17 protein-coding genes and 1 pseudogene are annotated in these 18,340 nt (G+C 52.2%); all 18 read left to right on the top strand.

Annotated features, from left to right (window positions below):
- Positions 1-76 precede the first annotated feature (76 nt).
- The 18 genes and pseudogenes from AWJ19_RS33440 to ccsA all read left to right on the top strand — a co-directional run bounded on the left by AWJ19_RS33440 (position 77) and on the right by ccsA (position 18,338).
- On the top strand, positions 77-1,330 hold the full coding sequence (locus tag AWJ19_RS33440) for a bifunctional 3,4-dihydroxy-2-butanone-4-phosphate synthase/GTP cyclohydrolase II (protein ID WP_241781979.1): 1,254 nt from the start codon (positions 77-79) through the stop codon (positions 1,328-1,330).
- Between the two features lie 47 nt (positions 1,331-1,377).
- A complete protein-coding gene (ribE, locus tag AWJ19_RS33435) occupies positions 1,378-1,845 on the top strand; it encodes a 6,7-dimethyl-8-ribityllumazine synthase (RefSeq protein WP_039879072.1) in 468 nt (155 codons plus the stop codon).
- 150 nt (positions 1,846-1,995) lie between these two features.
- Positions 1,996-2,787, top strand: coding sequence for a segregation/condensation protein A (locus tag AWJ19_RS33430; protein WP_068730032.1), 792 nt, complete (start codon positions 1,996-1,998; stop codon positions 2,785-2,787).
- A complete protein-coding gene (gene scpB / locus AWJ19_RS33425) occupies positions 2,756-3,361 on the top strand; it encodes an SMC-Scp complex subunit ScpB (RefSeq protein WP_068730030.1) in 606 nt (201 codons plus the stop codon). Before AWJ19_RS33430 ends, scpB begins: the two co-directional genes overlap by 32 nt.
- A gap of 206 nt (positions 3,362-3,567) precedes the next feature.
- The gene (locus tag AWJ19_RS33420; protein WP_068730029.1) at positions 3,568-4,254 is read left to right on the top strand and encodes a DUF2953 domain-containing protein; all 687 of its coding nucleotides are present in this window, start codon (positions 3,568-3,570) and stop codon (positions 4,252-4,254) included.
- A gap of 116 nt (positions 4,255-4,370) precedes the next feature.
- Positions 4,371-4,868, top strand: coding sequence for a GerW family sporulation protein (gene ytfJ, locus AWJ19_RS33415; RefSeq protein ID WP_068730027.1), 498 nt, complete (start codon positions 4,371-4,373; stop codon positions 4,866-4,868).
- A 272-nt stretch (positions 4,869-5,140) separates the two neighbouring features.
- The gene (locus AWJ19_RS33410; RefSeq protein ID WP_241781978.1) at positions 5,141-6,247 is read left to right on the top strand and encodes a D-alanyl-D-alanine carboxypeptidase family protein; all 1,107 of its coding nucleotides are present in this window, start codon (positions 5,141-5,143) and stop codon (positions 6,245-6,247) included.
- 141 nt (positions 6,248-6,388) lie between these two features.
- Positions 6,389-7,054, top strand: coding sequence for a nucleoside recognition domain-containing protein (locus AWJ19_RS33405; RefSeq protein WP_068730023.1), 666 nt, complete (start codon positions 6,389-6,391; stop codon positions 7,052-7,054).
- Positions 7,055-7,061: 7 nt separating this feature from the next.
- Positions 7,062-7,595, top strand: coding sequence for a spore maturation protein (locus tag AWJ19_RS33400; RefSeq protein ID WP_068730021.1), 534 nt, complete (start codon positions 7,062-7,064; stop codon positions 7,593-7,595).
- A 246-nt stretch (positions 7,596-7,841) separates the two neighbouring features.
- Complete coding sequence (locus AWJ19_RS33395) at positions 7,842-9,299, top strand: glycoside hydrolase family 1 protein (RefSeq protein WP_068730018.1); 1,458 nt, start codon at positions 7,842-7,844, stop codon at positions 9,297-9,299.
- A gap of 172 nt (positions 9,300-9,471) precedes the next feature.
- A complete protein-coding gene (locus AWJ19_RS33390; protein WP_068730016.1) occupies positions 9,472-10,323 on the top strand; it encodes a PRD domain-containing protein in 852 nt (283 codons plus the stop codon).
- 131 nt (positions 10,324-10,454) lie between these two features.
- Positions 10,455-12,370, top strand: a pseudogene (locus AWJ19_RS33385) (beta-glucoside-specific PTS transporter subunit IIABC).
- Positions 12,371-12,404: 34 nt separating this feature from the next.
- Entirely contained in the window at positions 12,405-12,680 is a 276-nt protein-coding gene (locus AWJ19_RS33380) for an HPr family phosphocarrier protein (protein WP_068730014.1), read from the top strand.
- A 955-nt stretch (positions 12,681-13,635) separates the two neighbouring features.
- Positions 13,636-13,980, top strand: a complete 345-nt coding sequence (locus AWJ19_RS33375) for a hypothetical protein (protein ID WP_068730012.1) — start codon at positions 13,636-13,638, stop codon at positions 13,978-13,980.
- 20 nt (positions 13,981-14,000) lie between these two features.
- The gene (locus tag AWJ19_RS33370) at positions 14,001-14,759 is read left to right on the top strand and encodes a pseudouridine synthase (RefSeq protein ID WP_068730010.1); all 759 of its coding nucleotides are present in this window, start codon (positions 14,001-14,003) and stop codon (positions 14,757-14,759) included.
- 110 nt (positions 14,760-14,869) lie between these two features.
- Positions 14,870-15,394 carry a redoxin domain-containing protein gene (locus tag AWJ19_RS33365; RefSeq protein WP_068730008.1) on the top strand — a complete coding sequence of 175 codons (525 nt, stop codon included), beginning with the start codon at positions 14,870-14,872 and terminating at the stop codon, positions 15,392-15,394.
- Complete coding sequence (locus tag AWJ19_RS33360; RefSeq protein WP_068730006.1) at positions 15,391-17,079, top strand: cytochrome c biogenesis protein ResB; 1,689 nt, start codon at positions 15,391-15,393, stop codon at positions 17,077-17,079. The genes AWJ19_RS33365 and AWJ19_RS33360 overlap by 4 nt, the downstream gene beginning before the upstream one ends.
- Positions 17,076-18,338, top strand: coding sequence for a cytochrome c biogenesis protein CcsA (gene ccsA, locus AWJ19_RS33355; protein ID WP_068730004.1), 1,263 nt, complete (start codon positions 17,076-17,078; stop codon positions 18,336-18,338). The genes AWJ19_RS33360 and ccsA overlap by 4 nt, the downstream gene beginning before the upstream one ends.
- Positions 18,339-18,340: the final 2 nt, after the last annotated feature.

Here is an 18,340-nt window from a genome sequence, read left to right as displayed (position 1 = left end):
TTACTTTCTTATCTTCAGACTATTCTGCTTTACAGCGGCAGGTATTGCTGCGTAGAGCTGACAGGAGGACAGGACTATGAGCGAGAACGGCATGCAAGACAGTGTTTTGAACCGGATTGAAGACGCCATCTATGATCTGATGCGCGGAAAGGTTATCATCGTGGTCGATGACGAGGACCGTGAGAATGAGGGGGATTTCGTTGCCCTGGCTGAACGGGCCACGCCCGAGGTTATTAATTTTATGATTACGGAAGGCCGCGGTCTCGTCTGTGTACCGATCACGGCGGAGCGTGCGGAGGAGCTAGATCTGCAGCCGATGGTTACCCACAACACAGATAACCACGGCACTGCCTTCACCGTATCGGTTGACCATGTCAGTACGACCACCGGAATTTCCGCGGGCGAGCGTTCCCTGACAATTAAAGCCCTGATGGATCCGGATGCGAAGCCGGCAGATTTCCGCAAACCCGGCCATATGTTCCCGCTGATTGCCAAAAAGGGCGGTGTACTGCGCCGTTCAGGCCATACCGAGGCTGCTGTTGATCTGGCCCGCATGTGCGGATCTTACCCGGCGGGCGTTATCTGTGAAGTGGTCAAGGCGGACGGAACGATGGCCCGTCTGCCCGATCTTGTGGACATTGCGAAGAAGCATGATCTCAAGCTGATCAGCATCCAGGATCTGATCCATTACCGCAATGAGAAGGAACAGCTGGTCACCCGTGAAGTGTCCGTAAACCTGCCGACGGATTTCGGCACGTTCCAGACCATTGCCTATACGAACGAAGTGGATGACAAGGAGCATGTCGCTCTGGTCAAAGGTGATATTTCCGGTGATGAGCCTGTGCTGGTGCGCGTACACTCCGAATGTCTGACGGGCGATGTCTTCCATTCGCACCGCTGCGACTGCGGCCCTCAATTTGAAGCGGCGCTGCGCCAGATTGAAGAAGCGGGACGTGGCGTGCTGCTCTATATGCGCCAGGAGGGCAGAGGCATCGGGCTGATCAACAAGCTTCGTGCCTATAAGCTGCAGGAAGAAGGACTGGATACCGTTGATGCCAACCTTAAGCTGGGCTTCCCGGCCGATCTGCGGGATTACGGCATTGGCGCGCAGATCCTCAAGGATCTTGGAGTCCGCCAGATCCGGCTGTTGACCAACAATCCGCGCAAGATCAAGGGGCTTGAGGGCTACGGCCTTGAGGTCGTAGAACGTGTGCCGATCCAGATGCCGGAGAACAAAGACAATACAGGCTATCTGCATACCAAACAGGCTAAGCTCGGCCATCTGCTGTCTTTTGACAATATTGAACAGAATGAAGATTCCAAAGCTTAACAATACCATAAAAAACCAACTTACAAATGAAGGGTTGATGAAGAACAATGCCGAATTATTTTGAAGGACATTTAGTATCTGAAGGATTGCGTTACGGTGTAGTGGTAGGACGTTTCAATGAATTTATTACGAGCAAGCTGCTGTCCGGCGCACTTGATGCATTCAAACGCCACGGGGTTGCTGATGATGAGGTAGATGTGGCCTGGGTTCCCGGCGTATTTGAAATTCCGCTCATCTGCCAGAAAATGGCCGAAAGCGGCAAATACGATGCGGTAATCGCTCTGGGTACAGTGATCCGCGGTTCCACGACACATTATGACTATGTGTGCAACGAGGTTGCCAAGGGTGTGGCAGCCATTAACCTCAAGACAGGCGTTCCGACGATCTTCGGCGTGGTGACTACCGAGAATATCGAACAGGCAATTGAGCGCTCCGGAACCAAAGCGGGCAACAAAGGCTGGGACGCAGCTACCTCCGCAATCGAGATGGCCAACCTCAACAAGCTGTTTAAGTAAGCGGAATAAGCTCTCCCCTCTTGACGGATTAACCGGATTCGTGCTTATTTATATGTATAAGAAGAAAGCATGGACTATAAGAAATCTTTCTACTTGTGTAGCGTCCTTTTAGCGGCGCTGCACTTTACTTTTTTTGCAGGGGGAAATCGCGTGACTGTATTGTACAAGCTGGAGACGTTCGAAGGTCCGCTCGATCTGCTCTTACACTTAATTGACAAGGCGGAAATCGACATCCAGGACATTCCGGTCAGCGAGATCACCGAGCAGTATATGGAATACCTGCACAGCATGCAGGAGCTTGAGCTGGATATTACGAGCGAATTCCTCGTCATGGCGGCAACGCTGCTGTCGATCAAGAGCAAGCTGCTGCTGCCCAAGCCGCCGGTGATCGAGATTGAAGATTTCGAATATTACGAGGACGACGGGTATGACCCGCGTGCAGAGCTGGTGGAGCGGCTGATCGAATACCGCAAAATCAAAAGCATTGCCGTGCAGCTCATGGATATGGAAAGCGAACGCAGCCTCATCTTTACGAAGGAGCCGGAGGATCTGGGTCCCTTTGTGCCGGCCCAGCTTGATCATACGCTCAAGGGACTGCATACCTCTGATCTGATCGCCGCTTTCCGCAAGGCGCTCAGCAAAGCGGCGAGAAGAACGTCTTATCAGCGGATTACCCGTGATGAAATTTCAGTGAAGGACCGGATCCGTGATGTTTCGGAGGCGCTGATGCGCAAGGGAATGGGCGGCCGACTGCGGTTTTCGGCGCTTTTGCATGAGAGCATGGACCGGCATGAGATTGTTACTACCTTCCTGGCGATTCTTGAGCTGATGAAGATGAAGGCGATCTTCTGCTATCAGGAGAAGCTGTTTGATGACATTGTAATGGAGTGGAGAGGAGGAGAGGACTTCAGTGGATTACAAAACGCTGAAATCAATTATTGAGGGCCTGCTATTTCTGTCCGGGGATGAGGGGCTGTCCGTCCGGCAAATTGCCGAAATTACCGAGCAGCGTCCGGATCTCGCGACCCGGGCACTGGAGGAACTGAAAGAGGAGTATGTATCCCAGGAGCGGGGACTGCAGGTTGTGCAGATTGCCGGAAATTACCGGCTGGCTACCCTGCCGGATCACGCCCCGTATTTCGAGCGCCTGGCTTACTCGCCGGCACGGTCCTCCCTGTCACAGGCCGCACTTGAGACACTGGCGATTGTGGCCTACCGCCAGCCGATTACCCGGGTGGAAATCGAAGAGATCCGCGGCGTAAAGTCGGAGCGGGCGATTCATACGCTGAACAACAAGGATCTGATTCATGAGGTTGGACGGGCTGAGGCCGTAGGCCGGCCTATTCTGTACGGAACGACCAAATCATTCCTGGACAGCTTCGGGCTGGCCAGCCTGAAGGAGCTGCCGGAGCCGTCGAGTTTTGATACTTCCGACAGTCTGGAAGAGGAAACCCAGCTTTTGTTCAACAAGCTGGACAGCCAGATGTCATTTGATGATGTGGATGTTGAACAATAAGGCTCCTATACTTCAGTTCTCACAGCCGTTGTCCCTTATGGGGCAGCGGTTTTTTATGTTTGTGCTGCGTGCAGGGCTACGATTAAGTGAATTTTAAGGCCCGCCCGCTTATTTTTTTCGCTATTTGCGTCTGTCCGAATGTTTTCCAGTCCACTTTGCCATACTAACCCAAGGATTCTACAAAAAGGCTGCTTGGAGGTAAAACCGTGACTTTATGGCTTGTTATACCCTTAGCCCTGCTGCTGCTGGCAATTGTACTGGTGCTGTCTTCCTCTATTCATTTTCACTTCCGTTTAAACAGAATCGGCAAGGATGACCGTGTGGAATTCGATATCAAAGCGCTGTTCGGACTGGTTAAGTTCCATTTTGAGCTGCCTAAACTGGTCTATGAGGGAATTGCGCGCGGCGTGAAGGTAAAGCTCGAGGAGAGCGGAATCAAGCCAGTGCGTCAGGAATCGGATTCCGAAGAGCAAATCGACAAAGAGAAGCTGCGGGTCTGGAAAGAGGAGCTGAAAGAAGTGCTTAAGGCGACTCAGGGGCTAAAAACATGGATGAAGGCGCTATTATCCCATGTCCGCATCACCCGGTTCGACTGGTCGACAGATTTCTCGCTGGGCGATGCCGCCTATACTGCCACAGCAACGGGCGTACTGTCCGGACTGAAATGGGGCCTTGTCGGCTGGCTGTCGCAGATGGTAAGACTGCAGCGCAGTCCGCGGATGTTCGTTGTCCCGGTGTTCCGGGATGAGATGTGTTTTGCTACAGAGGCTGTCTGCACCGGAAAATTAAATGTTGCCTATGTCCTCTATTCAGGATTGCAGCTGCTGCGGCGTATTGCCAAGGTGGAGGGCGGGCTGTCCCGCTGGATACGTCTGCTTAAACGCGGGGGCTAATACCGGCTGGACAAGCCTATTCTAAGAAACATCTTACATACAAATGCTGCACATGGGGGATGATATCACCTGTGAAAGACTTGAGAAGTCTTTATAAGCCAAAGGAGGATATCAACATGAGCGACCATCCGATCCAAGGACTAATGCAGACGGCAATGGAAAATATCAAGGGCATGGTGGATGTAAATACGATTGTCGGAGATCCGGTGGAGACCCCGGATGGCAGTGTCATTCTGCCGATCAGTAAAGTGGCCTTCGGGTTTGCCGCAGGGGGCAGCGATTTCCGGGTAGAGGATGACGGTCCGGGCGTCAACGCTAGCGGCAGCAGCGTAAAAATGCTTCCTTTCGGGGGAGGCAGCGGGGGCGGGGTATCGATCCGTCCGATCGCTTTTCTCGTGGTAGGCAGAGAAGGGGTACATATTGTGCCGCTGGATAACCAGACTCACCTGTTCGAGAAGATTATTGACTCCGCTCCCAACCTGATCGACAAAATCCAGAATATGTTCCAGAACAACAACGGGACGCCGGTCGGAGCAGAAATTGTAGGGACACCGGAAGTAAAAACGACAACTGTTAAAACAGAAACCACGCATCCGAGTTCATCGGCCCATTAGAGGCTTATAACGGAATGTGCCCGTATGGAATGAGAAGCTGCATATCAGGGACACCGCCTGTTTAGGGCGGTGTCCTTTTTTGGAGTAAGAAAATTGTTGTGTTACGGAGGCCCTGGTAAGAACCTGAGCCAGCCTGCAGGTCAAGACAGCGCACCCCGCTTTTCGGGGTTATTTTGCTTTCCCGGGGAGGACATACCTGCCCGGCGTTCAGCATACACTTGTACAGGCAGGAGGATAAGGACAGGTGAACTGATCAAAACCGGAGGATGAACATGAAACCATTAACTGTAATTACTGTGAAGCCGTCGTTAATTCTGATAATGTGCCTGCTGCTCGCAGTGCTTGTCCCGGTGAATCCGGTATCTGCGGAAAACGCTTCTGTTTCAACCCATGCCAGGGCGGCGGCACTCATTGATGTGGAATCCGGAAGGCTCCTGTACAGCAGCCGGGGGGATGAGCCGATGCTGATTGCCAGTCTGACCAAAATCATGACGGCGATCGTGGCGATAGAAAGCGGGGATCTGGCTTCCAAAGTGAAGGTGGGCAAAAACGCCTTTGCCAAGGAAGGCTCCTCACTGTATTTAAAGCAGGGCGAAGAGATGCTGCTGGAGGATATGCTGTACGGGCTGATGCTGCGCTCGGGAAATGATGCGGCAACAGCAATCGCCGAGCATGTCGGCGGGTCTGAGCAGGGGTTCGTCTATCTGATGAATGCCAAAGCGGAAGAGCTGGGGCTGAAGAATACCCATTTCGCCAATCCGCACGGGCTGGATGCAGAAGGGCATTATTCCAGTGCCAACGATCTGGCTGTACTGACCGCCTATGCGCTGCATAATCCTGTATTCAAGGAAATTGTGGGGACACAGGAGAAGACGGCTGATAATCCGTATGAGAAGTGGGACTACAAATGGGCCAATAAAAATAAAATGCTACGCCTGTACGAAGGTGCGGACGGGGTTAAGACCGGATATACCAAAAAAGCGCTGCGCTGCCTGGTCAGCTCCGCTACCCGCGGCGGCCAGCAGCTGGTAGCGGTGACGCTGAATGACGGCAATGACTGGAATGATCATGCCGCGCTGCTTAATTTCGGATTCAATCATTATCCGCTCAAAACCTTAATTGAACGAGGGGAGGGCATCAGCGGGTACAGCTTTGTTACGTCCCGCAAATTTGCCTACCCGCTTGGTCAGGGCGAGGAGGCCAGAATAACGACCAAGCTGGTTCTGAACGAGGAGCCGGCCGCCGCAGGGGAGAAGATAGTCCGGGGCAGCAGCTTCGGCCTGAAGGGCGCTGTGGTGCTGCAGCTCGGAGGCAAGGAGATTGGCCGGGTACCGGTCTATGAGCCGGACCGCTCCCTCCGGAGGAATCCATGTATATGAAACGTTACAGTCCGGCGGGAACTGCCGCATATCCGGCAGACAACTGGCTTCAGGCGCTGGGAAGCGCTCTGCGGGCGCTGCTGCAGATGGGAAGATAATAAGAGCACCGGGGAAGAGAGCCGGGTAGGAGGAGGGACCGGGATGATTAACGGGATCTGGCTGGGGATGATCGTGATCGGCTTTGTGTTTGCAGCCGTGAACGGCCGGATGGATGCTTTTACTGCCGCCGTCTTTGACGGAGCCAAAAACGGGGTCACTGTAAGCTTTGGCCTGATTAGCGTACTGGTATTCTGGATGGGGATGATGCGGGTGGCCGAGGATGCGGGCCTGCTTCGCAAAATAGCCCGGCTGCTCGGCCCGGTAGTCGGCTTCCTGTTCCCGGATGTGCCCAAGGGCCATCCGGCGATCGGCTATATTCTGTCCAATATGAGCGCAAATCTGCTTGGCTTGGGCAATGCGGCAACGCCAATGGGCATCAAGGCGATGCAGGAGCTGCAGACGCTGAATCCTGACAAGGAGACAGCGACTCCGGCCATGTGCACACTGCTTGCGCTGAACACCGCGAGCATTACGCTCATTCCGGCTACGCTGATTGCGATCCGGCTTAATTACGGCTCAGCCGACCCGGCCGGCATTGTCGGCACGACGCTGGCGGCAACTGCTGTAGCCACTCTTGCTGCGATTGGCGCGGACAGGCTGTTCCGCCGGCTAACCCTGCTGCGCAGGCCGCCAAAGCCCCCGGCAGTCAGGCCAGGGGATCACGCCGCCGGAGGTCCCGCTGTCCCGCATACCTCGATGAAAGGGTGAGCCTAGCTTGTTACACCTAATCAGCCTCATCTCGGCCTGGGCGATTCCGGTCATGATCACCTTTATCCCGCTATATGCTTTTACACGCAAGGTACCGGTGTACGAATCCTTTGTAGAAGGAGCCAAAGACGGCTTCGGCACGGCAATCGCCATCATTCCACATCTGGTTGGCATGCTTGTTGCCATCAGCGTGTTCCGTGCCTCCGGGGCGCTGGATTTCCTTATGGGCTTCATTGCCCCGGCGCTGGAAGGCCTCGGCGTCCCGCCGGAGGTGCTGCCGCTGGGCCTGCTGCGTCCACTGACCGGCACCGGCTCGCTGGCCTATACAACCGATCTGATCCGTGTCCACGGGCCCGATTCCCTGATCGGTATGATTGCATCGACGATTCAGGGGAGCACAGACACCACACTGTATGTGCTGACAGTCTATTTTGGCGCTGTGGGAATCCGTAACGGACGTTATGCGCTCAAGGTAGGCCTGTTCTCCGACCTCGTCGGCTTCATTGCCGCCATTGCCGTATGTTTATTGGTCTTCGGCTAAGCCGGAGCTGGGCTTGTTGAAAATGAGGATTTGAAATTCAGGAATTGCTGTGTTAGGATTAACGTAATTATATAATCCTTAAATTCATCGTTTAATGGATTGTTACTGGCCGGGCCAGGCAAAACCTAAACTGATGGTAAAGCATTTGTCTTCTCTATTTGGAGGTGGCAATTTCTTTACTAACGGTTTAGGTTTTTCTTGTTTCCGGGCATCATACCTATAAAATAACAGAAAGAGGTTATGTTCATGGCTACAGCAAAGACAGGATTCCCGGACAATTTTTTGTGGGGCGGCGCTACGGCAGCCAACCAGCTTGAGGGCGGTTTTGACTTGGACGGCAAAGGCTTGTCCACCGCCGATATGATTGCCCATGTGCCGAAGGCGCTACGCAAAGGCGACCACTCGATGGAGATTTCCTCTGAGCGCATTGCCGAAATTCTGGCCGGTGACCTCAGCGAGCGTTTCCCTAAACGTGAAGGAGTGGACTTCTACCACCGTTATAAAGAGGATATTGCCCTGTTCGCCGAAATGGGCTTCAAAGTATTCCGCATGTCGATCAACTGGGCGCGGATTTTCCCGAACGGTGATGATGCCGAGCCGAACGAAGCTGGCTTGCAGTTCTACGACAATGTGTTTGATGAACTGCTTAAATATGGTATTGAGCCGCTGGTAACGCTGTCCCATTATGAGACTCCGCTTGGTCTGACCCTGAAATATAACGGATGGGCAAGCCGTGAAGTGATTGGACATTATGTAAAATACGCCGAGACCGTGTTCACCCGCTACCGGAACAAGGTGAAATACTGGCTGACGTTTAACGAAATTAATGTGATGACAATGAGCCCTTACACCGGCGGCGGCATCCTGTCCGACAAGGTTGAGCACAAGCTGCAGACCATCTATCAGGCGCTGCATCATCAATTTGTGGCAAGTGCGCGGGTGACAAAGCTGGGTCATGAGATCATTCCGGGTGCACAGATCGGCTGCATGCTGGCCCGTCTTGAATCCTACCCGCATACCTGTAACCCTGAAGATGTCCGTAAGAGCCAGCTCGAAAGCCAGATGAACCTGTTCTTTACCGATGTGCATGCCCGCGGTGAATATCCGAACTACATGAACCGTTATTTTGCCGAAAATAATATCGTGATCGCTCGTAAGCCTGGGGATGACGAGATCATTGCAGCGCACACTGTTGATTTCATCTCCTTCAGCTATTACATGACACTTACTGTAACAGCCGGACCGGAAGGTGATGTGACCGGAGGCAACCTGGTCGGCGGCGTCAAAAACCCTTATCTCGAAGCTTCCGACTGGGGCTGGCAAATTGATCCTGTAGGATTGCGCATCACACTCAACACGCTGTATGACCGTTACCGGAAACCGCTCTTCATTGTTGAGAACGGGCTGGGCGCTATCGACCATGTTGAAGCTGACGGCTCTATTCATGATAGTTACCGGATCGACTACCTGAAGCAGCACATTATCCAGATGAAAGAAGCTGTCAAGGACGGCGTTGAGCTGATGGGCTATACAGCCTGGGGTCCGATTGACCTGGTGAGCATGTCCACTTCGGAAATGTCCAAGCGTTACGGCTTCATTTATGTCGATCTGGATGATGAGGGCAAGGGGACACTCGCACGCAGCAAAAAGGATTCTTTTGACTGGTACAAACAGGTGATTGAATCGAATGGTGAAGTGTTATAAAACGTTTTCATAATAATGTTGTCAATCTGCCGGCAATGTGATAATATGCATTTACGGGAAAACTAAAACTGGATTGTTACTGAACTTTCAGCAAAACCAGAAGCTGGCATTGAGTATTAAGTGCCTGTTTTGGTTTTGCCTTTTTACTACTCTGACGGCGTAAGGTGATGGAATGAAAATTGAGAAGGTGCTCAACAATAATGTCGTGACCGTACTTGATGCCAGCCAGAATGAGCTGGTTATCATGGGCCGGGGAATTGCCTTTAAGAAGCATACCGGCGACGCTATTGATGAGGACAAGATTGAAAAGGTATTCTCACTGGATAACAAAGAGGTCTCACAAAAGCTTATGACGCTGCTGTCGGACATTCCGATTGAATATGTTGAATGCTCTGATGAAGTGATCCGCTATGCGGAGACGGTGCTGGGTGAGAAGCTGCACGATAGTGTGTACATCTCGCTTACGGACCATATCCATTTCGCCATCGACCGGCACCGTCAGGGGCTTCAGCTGAAGAATGCGCTGCTGTGGGAGATCAAGAGGATGTACCGCAAGGAATTCTCGATCGGCCTCAAGGCGCTGCAGATTATCGAAGACCGGCTTGGCGTATTGCTGCCTGAAGACGAGTGCGCTTTCATCGCAATGCATCTGGTCAACGCCCAGCTGAACGGAGAAATGCGTGAAACGGTCAGCATCACGAATATCGTGAAGGACATCTCGAATATCGTGAGACGCAGCTTTTTGATCGAGCTCGACGAGGAGTCGCTCAGCTATTACCGCTTTCTGACGCATCTGAAGTTTTTTGCCCAGCGGGTGGTTCAGGGCTCACCAGTTGACGACCGGGACAGGGATCATACACTGCACGATCTGGTCCGCGTTCAATATCCGGAAGCCTACGCCTGTGCAGAGAAGATTGCGGATTACACCCGCAAGATTTATAAGCGGAATTTGTCCAAGGAAGAAATTTTGTACATGACGATTCACATTGAGCGGATTGTCAGAAACGATGAAACAACCGAATAAGAGCAAGACGGGATTGTTACTCTAAGCAGGCAAAACCTAAACGCTGAATAGTATGTGCGGCCTAATCGCGATACTATGGGTGTTTAGGTTTTTTTGTTCCAAAAAACTCGGAATTGAAGGAGCACATAGATATGGATAAAACAGCACTTTCTAAAGACATATTGAAGCTGGTGGGCGGAGAAGAGAATATTGAACAGGTTACACACTGCATGACCCGCCTGCGCTTTAACCTTAATGACAACAATAAAGCGGATAAAGCCGCCCTGCAGAAAACACCTGGTGTTATGGGTGTAATGATTAACGGGGGGCAGTTCCAGGTTATCATCGGTAACGATGTGCCGGTCGTATATAACGAGCTTGTCAAGAACATGAAGGGAGCCCCGGAAGGGCGGTCCGGTGCGGCCGCAGCTGATGCGGGACCCAAGAAGAAAAAGAATGTGCTGAGCAGCATTCTCGATTTCATCTCCGGAAGCTTCACTCCGATCCTGCCGGCAATTACCGGCGCAGGTATGATCAAAGGGATCATTGCCCTGCTGGTAGCGGCGGGATGGATGGGTACCACCAGTTCTACCTATGTCATTCTTTCGGCGATCGGTGACGGCGCCTTCTACTTCCTGCCGATCATTCTGGCGGTAAGTGCCGCCCGCAAGCTGGGCAGCAATATGTATATTGGCGCAGCAATCGGTGCTGCTATCCTGCATCCGACGATAACGACGCTGCTGGGCTCAGGTGAGCCGGTTACTTTTGCCAGCCTGCCTGTTGTTGCAGCAACTTATTCCTCATCGGTTATCCCGATCATCATAGCGGTATGGCTGGCTTCCTATGTTGAAAAAGCAGTAGATAAAGTTACACACGCTTCACTCAAGCTGATTATTGTTCCAACCGTTACACTGCTCGTAATTGTACCTCTGACCCTGATTGCTGTTGGCCCGATTGGCGTAATCATCGGTAACGGCCTTACCGACGGAATTTCCTGGCTGTTTAACAATACCGGATTGTTCGCCGGTCTCCTGCTGGGCGGTACAATGTCCCTGCTGATTATTACAGGTATGCACTATGCGCTTATTCCGATCATGATTGCTTCCATTGCCAGCCTTGGTTATGACTACATCATTCCGATTATGATGGTTGCCAACTTTGCCCAGGCCGGTGCAACCTTCGGTGTGTTCCTGAAAACGAAAAACAGCAAGCTGAAACCTTTGGCCCTCTCGACAAGTGTAACCGCACTGATGGGTATTACGGAGCCTGCAATGTACGGGGTTAACATGCGGTTCAAAAAGCCGTTTATCGGCGCTTTGATCGGCGGAGCAGTGGGTGGAGCGTTCCTGAGTCTGTTCAAAGTAAAAGCTTATGTGATCGGCGGTCTGGCTGGTTTGTCCGGGATTCCGATGGTTATCGGCGAGACCTTTGTCTACTCCATCATCGGGTTTGCCATCGGTATTGCTGTTGCTGCAATTGTAACTTATATTCTGGGCTTTGAAGATGAGCCTGAAGCTGCAGCAGCAGCGGTTCCGGCTGCAACGGCTGATGCAAATGCTTCTTCGAACTCAGCTGTGATTGCTGATGCGCTGGAAGCTGAAGCTGCTACAAAGGTTACCGAAGACATCTACAGTCCGATTACCGGTGAAGTTAAACCGCTCAGCGAAGTGAATGATCCGGCGTTCTCCGAAGAAATCATGGGTAAGGGCTTTGCGATTCAGCCGTCCGAAGGACGGGTAGTATCTCCTGTAAACGGCACTGTGTTCTCACTGTCGAAGAGCGGACATGCAATTGGTCTGGTCAGCGACAACGGCGCTGAAATGCTGATTCACATCGGTATCGATACGTGAAGCTGAAAGGCCTGCATTTCTCGCCAAAAGTGACAGCCGGCACTAAAGTATCCGTTGGTGATCTGCTGATGGAATTCGACCGTGCCGAAATTGAAAAAGCGGGCTACAGCACCATTACACCGGTAATCATTACCAATATTGCCGAGTACAGCTCTATCAAGCCTGCAGGCCGTTCCACAGTGAAGGAGCAGGAGCTGCTCTACACTGTGCAGGCCTAAACTATTCCAATAGAAGAAAGTGAGTGAAGCTGTTATGCAAAAGACATTCAAAATCGTAGACGAAGACGGCATCCACGCCCGCCCGGCCACCGCGCTGGTCAACACAGCTACCAAGTTTAAAGATACCGAGGTGTTCGCCGAAAGCGGCGGAAAGAAGGTTACCCTCAAATCCATTCTCGGCGTGTTGTCGCTCGGCCTGGAGCCCGGCGATACGCTGAGCCTGATTGCCGAAGGCGGCCAGGCTGAGGAAGCACTGAGCGCGCTGCAGGATGTTATGGTTAAGGAAGGGCTGGGAGAGGTTCAGGAGTAGGGCTGGCTGAATGCCGCCGGCTCATCCCGCTTACCTTGTCACAGTCGGATGAAATACTGGTGTTCCGATACCTGCATTTGCGGGTAATCGGGCACCAGTTTTTGGTGTGAGCTGCTTTACTGCGGAAATCACGGGGAAATAGCAGCCGTGAGGCGCCGGAGAGTGAGTTATTGTAACTTGGAGTTTAGTAATTAGTGAGTGCTTGCATAAACGGTGGCACCGGCAGTCCTCGTCAATTAGTTGGAATTAAACCACTTACATTATGCGTTCTCACCCAGTTGCCAGACCTAGTTGGAAAAAAGACATCTAATTCCCCCTGTTTTGGCTAAAATGATGCTTTTGCGATGATCTAAGTGTGCTTTTTACACCTAAATGCTGGATTTGTCTAAAAAAGAGTAAATTAGTTGTCTTATCTGCACTTAGGTATGGGAAATGCTTTCTTCTATCAATTCGTGCGGATTAGGTAGTGATCACCGCATGGACTTGCAGGCCACTCTGCCGAATCTTTGGAATTTGCTATTGTTATATCTTGTAAATTCACAGGCAGAGGCGCTTTAACCCTGCCGGCGCGGTTCCGGCAAGCGCTGCCAAGCCGCTTGCCCTCATGCTACCCTCACCCTCAGCGGGGTGAGGGTTTGTTTTTGCCTTCAAGCGCAGCGGATGGGCGGGAGTAACGGAGGGAATTTTGGAACTGTAGGAGCGTAGCGTCCGCCTGAAAGCTTTTCGGAGAAAAGCTCGCTACGGAAGCATAGTCAGTCTGCAGATTTCTACCGCGAACAGCGGTTTAAATCAGGAAATCTGCAGACAACAGCGGCCGGAAGTCCAAAACTTCCCGCAGTTACGGCTGCAGCCCATCCGCCCCCCCATCAGCAAGATTTTAAGGAAACCAACCCGTCACCCCGCCCTCCCCCCAATCATATGCTATTTCAGCAATACGGAGGGAGGCCGGCATGCGTTGGAATATAAAGGATTTATTCTGCATCATTCCCGCTGTCCGTCGATAAACGGCAAGGGGTTTGATTTTTGGGTAGGGACGGACGGCGGAATTTACGCCGCTCCGCTGTTGACGGACCCGGATTATATCCACATTTGTCTGGAAGGGGATTACGGGAAGGAAAAGGGAATTCCGCAGCTTCCGGGCCGCCGGGAGCAGCTGTTTGCCGCAGGCAGGCTCATTCTGGAGCTGGCTTCACGCTATCATATTTCGCCGCTCATAATCGAGCCTCATAATAATTCATGTCCGGGAGCATTTTTTCCATGGAATGAACTTGTGATTTATCCCGCTGATGGTTATCATTAACCTGAGGTGAGTAGTCGAAAATGGAAAGATTACAGAAAATTTTGGCGCAAGCAGGTGTTGCGTCCAGACGCAAGTGTGAAGAATTGATTTTGGCCGGTAAAGTGGAGGTCAACGGGGAGCTCGTAACTACGCTTGGCACGAAAGTGGACCCCGAACAGGATATTATTAAGGTGGCCGGAAAACTGATCCGGGGCGAAAATAAAATCTACATTATGTTCAACAAGCCCAAGGGTGTCATTACAAGCGCATCCGATGACAAGGGCCGCAAGGTAGTAACGGATTATTTGAAGGGGATCAAGGAGCGGGTATACCCGGTGGGCCGCTTGGACTATGACACAGAAGGGCTTCTGCTGCTGACGAATGATGGGGAGTTTGCGAATCTGCTGACCCATCCGAAGCACCATGTCCCTAAGACGTATCTGGCCACGGTCAAGGGTGTACCGCACGGCACGGCGCTGGACAAGCTGAAGGCCGGCATCAAGCTGGAGGACGGCATGACCGCACCGGCTGAAGTGGAATATAAGGATGTCGATGAGGAGAACAAGGAATCGGTGATCAGCATTACCATCCATGAAGGCCGTAACCGTCAGGTCCGCCGGATGTTTGAAGCGATCTCGCATCCGGTTATCCGGCTCAAGCGGATTTCCTTCGGGGACATTCTGCTGCAGAATCTCAAACGCGGCTCCTACCGCCATCTGACCAAGGATGAAATTAACCATCTGCAGCAGATTGCCAAGGCCGGGGCACTCAAAACGAACCAGACCCGTAAAGACACATAACGTTCACAATTTCCTCTCCTAAAACTGTGACAATATTCGGTATAATGTTCATAGGATGTTCACACCTGACAACTAAAGTATGAATTGCGTCACAGAAGGGGGCTTCGCGTGTGGGCAAAGCGAGAAAGCCGATTCAAATCGTAATTCTGGTTCTGATACTTTTGCTTGGAGGCTATGCAATCGGCACTTCGGTGTTCGGCGGAGACGGAAAACCGCATGAAGGCAGTAAAGCACCCTCCTTTGAGCTGCTGGGGCTTGACGGCCTGACCCATACGCTGGACGAGTACAAGGGGCAGCCGGTCGTGCTGAACTTCTGGGGCTCCTGGTGCGGTCCCTGCGTGAAGGAAATGCCCGCTCTTCAGGCCCAGTATGAGAAGTGGAAGGATGAAGGGGTAGTTGTTGTCGGCGTCAATGTCGGGGAAGATCAAATGACTGTGGAGAATTTCGTTAAGCTGGTTGACATCAATTTCCCTGTTATTATGGATACCGGACGTGATGCGGTACGCAGCTATGGCGTTTCCCCTCTGCCGACCACCTTTTTCATTGACGGAAAGGGAAAAGTAGACAGCATTCACATCGGGCAGCTGGATCTGGACTCGCTTGAGGCGCAAATCGGGAAGCTGGTGGACCCATGACCTCAAAGGAACCTCTGGTCAGCAATACCAAATGTGAATGCGGCCATCAGAACCCGGTTGGAACTGTGCTGTGCGAGGCCTGCGGCAAGCCTTTGGATGAGAAGGAGCTGGGAGCTGAGGGTAATCTGGAGATGCGCTACGACGGTGTTGCCCGCCGCTCGCAGCGCGTCAATCCGGGTCTGATTGACCGGGTATGGAACTTTTTTTCATCTGTCAAAATAGCAATCTATCTGATTGTACTGACACTGCTTGGCTCCATGCTGGGGACCATTTTCCCGCAGGAGAGCACTTTTCTTAACATTGATGCTTCTACCTACTACAAAGAAACGTACGGAAGAGCCGGGAATATATATTATAGACTCGGCCTTTCGCACACCTATGAATCCTGGTGGTTTGTGACCCTGCTTGTGATGATCGGCGCTTCGCTCGTGATTTGCAGCCTGGACCGTGTGCTTCCGCTATATAAGGCGCTTACCCGCCAAAAGGTTCGCAAGCACCGTCAGTTTCTGACCCGCCAGAAAGCTGTTCTGGTAACACCGCTGACGGCTGAACCCGAAGCCTGGGTAGCAGGACTGATAGAGCCGCTGAAGAAGAAGGGCTACCGTGTCAAGACGGACGGGGCGGCTTTGCTGGCCGAGAAGCACCGTTTCAGCCGCTGGGGACCTTATGTAATACATATTGGCCTGATTATATTTTTGCTTGCCGTGCTGGCGCGTGGATTGCCGGGACTCAATATGGATCAGCATCTTGCTTTTCAGCAGGGTGAGGCCACGCGGATTCCGGATACAACGTATTATCTGAAGAATGAGCAGTTTACAGTGGAGTTTTACAGTGATGAGGAAATGCCCGAGGAGTTCCGCGGCAAAAAGGTGCTGCCCAAGCTCTATGAGACCAAGGCGGTGCTCTATGAGTGTACAGCTGACTGCACGGACCCGTCCAGGGAACCTCAGCTTTCGGAGGTCGCCAGCCACGATATCAGAGTAAATTCTCCATTAAGCTACAAAGGATTGAAAGCGTATCAGTTTGATTACGACCTAACTCCTGTGCTGCGCTCGGTGCAGCCGGTGCTGGTAAATACAGCCACCGGAGAAGGCTACAGCAAACTCAAGCTTGATATGAAGAATCCGGAACGTACGTTCCAGTCAGGGCCGTACACCCTCTCCCTGAAAGAGAAGTATATGGATTTCGGCCTTAATGATGAGGGCCGGCCGGTATCCAAATCGCCTTATCCGAACGCGCCTGCATTCCTGTTTCTGATTACGGGTCCGGGGCTGCCGGAAGAAGGCCAGCAGTATTTTTATTTTCCCAAACAGGTAGATAAGGAGCAGTTCCAGCAGCAGGCGATCAATGACAGGCTGGGCGGCAGCGGGCGTTTTCTGGAGCTTGAGGTGCAGGACATGAGCGATGTTGACTTTGCGGCATCGACCTCTTATCTCAATATCCGGATAGACCGGGCAATGCCGTTTGTATGGGTCGGGGCAGGGATTGTTATGCTGGGGCTTATACTCGGTTTTTACTGGCAGCACAGACGCATCTGGCTGCGTGTAGAGGACGGGGAACTGGTGCTTGGCGGGCATACCAACAAGAACTGGTTCGGCTTCCGCCGTGAGATCGTTGCCATTCTGCATAAGGGAGACCTGATAGTCGATGAAAAATCATTGGACAACGGGGGAGGTCTGGCATGAGCCTGCTCGATTTCAGCAGTGATGTGTTTATTGTTGCCTTCTTTTTATACAGCGGTGCGTTTATGCTGTATACGATCGCCATTATGGGCCGCCGCTGGTCGGGCCGCAAGCCGGAGGAGCATACCGCCCGCTTTGGCAAAATCGCTTTTATCGCCTCATCTCTCGGACTTATTTGCCATCTCGCTTATTTCATCACCCGCTGGATGGGCTCAGGCCACATTCCGGTCAGCAATATGTATGAATTCATGACTTTTTTATCGATGATGATTATGGTAGCGTTCACTGTCATTTTTGCCATCTACCGCAAAATCATCCTCGGGGTGTTTGCGGTTCCGGTCTCTATAATAGTGATGGCTTATGCAGCGGTCTTTCCGCAGGAAGTGCAGCCGCTGATTCCTTCATTGAAATCGATTTACCTGAATATCCATGTTACACTTGCGGCGTTGGGGGAATCCTTCTTCGCTGTCGGCTTTGCGGCAGGTCTGATGTATTTGCTGCGCACCGTGAATTTTGACAGTACTGAACGCAGTGACCGCAAGCAGCAGCGGCTGGTTGAATTTACTCTCTTCTCAATCATTGTTATAATTGGATTTCTCGGGAGTGTCTTCGCCTTCCGCGGAGCCGGGTACGAATCTGTTTTTGTCCGCAGCGATGTAACGATTGACAGCGCCGGGCAGGGAGATAGTACAATAGAGAAAGTGAGCTATAAAATGCCGCCGATTGTGGCACCATACCAGAGCGGAACAGAGCATTTCCAGCCTTTTCTTGGCATCAAGGAGCCGTTGTTTGAAGCTCCTTCCTGGATGAATGGTGTAAATGCCGGGCGCAAATTCAATACCGTAATCTGGTCGCTTTTATCCGGCCTGATCCTTTATGGCATTCTCCGGCTGATTATCCGCAAGCCGCTGGGTAAGGCAATTCATCCGGTGATGGACGGAATTGACGAGAATGACCTCGATGAGATTACGTACAGGGCCATTGCTATCGGCTTTCCGATTTTTACGCTGGGGGCGCTGATCTTTGCCATGATCTGGGCACAGATTGCCTGGGGCCGGTTCTGGGGCTGGGACCCTAAGGAGGTCTGGGCGCTGGTAACCTGGCTGTTCTACAGTGCTTATCTGCATTTGCGGCTGGCCCGCGGCTGGCAGGGGCGCAGATCTGCGTGGCTGGCCGTGCTCGGGTTTCTGGTTGTGATGTTCACCCTGGTAGGTGTAAATCTGATTATTGCCGGACTTCATTCCTATGCGGGAACGGACTAAGA

The organism is Paenibacillus sp. DMB5 (assembly GCF_001517085.1).
Classification (GTDB): Bacteria; Bacillota; Bacilli; order Paenibacillales; family Paenibacillaceae; genus Paenibacillus_AQ.
The sequence above is the reverse complement of the archived record's forward strand: the minus strand, read 5'-3'. Positions and strand labels throughout refer to the sequence as shown.

Bases quoted from the DNA above. Each gene is read 5' to 3' on its own strand.
- AWJ19_RS33410 (WP_241781978.1), top strand. From the start codon at position 5,141: ATGAAACCATTAACTGTAATTACTGTGAAGCCGTCGTTAATTCTGATA.
- AWJ19_RS33405 (WP_068730023.1), top strand. From the start codon at position 6,389: ATGATTAACGGGATCTGGCTGGGGATGATCGTGATCGGCTTTGTGTTT.
- AWJ19_RS33390 (WP_068730016.1), top strand. From the start codon at position 9,472: ATGAAAATTGAGAAGGTGCTCAACAATAATGTCGTGACCGTACTTGAT.
- AWJ19_RS33440 (WP_241781979.1), top strand. From the start codon at position 77: ATGAGCGAGAACGGCATGCAAGACAGTGTTTTGAACCGGATTGAAGAC.
- ribE (WP_039879072.1), top strand. From the start codon at position 1,378: ATGCCGAATTATTTTGAAGGACATTTAGTATCTGAAGGATTGCGTTAC.
- AWJ19_RS33395 (WP_068730018.1), top strand. From the start codon at position 7,842: ATGGCTACAGCAAAGACAGGATTCCCGGACAATTTTTTGTGGGGCGGC.
- AWJ19_RS33380 (WP_068730014.1), top strand. From the start codon at position 12,405: ATGCAAAAGACATTCAAAATCGTAGACGAAGACGGCATCCACGCCCGC.
- AWJ19_RS33370 (WP_068730010.1), top strand. From the start codon at position 14,001: ATGGAAAGATTACAGAAAATTTTGGCGCAAGCAGGTGTTGCGTCCAGA.
- ytfJ (WP_068730027.1), top strand. From the start codon at position 4,371: ATGAGCGACCATCCGATCCAAGGACTAATGCAGACGGCAATGGAAAAT.
- ccsA (WP_068730004.1), top strand. From the start codon at position 17,076: ATGAGCCTGCTCGATTTCAGCAGTGATGTGTTTATTGTTGCCTTCTTT.
- AWJ19_RS33360 (WP_068730006.1), top strand. From the start codon at position 15,391: ATGACCTCAAAGGAACCTCTGGTCAGCAATACCAAATGTGAATGCGGC.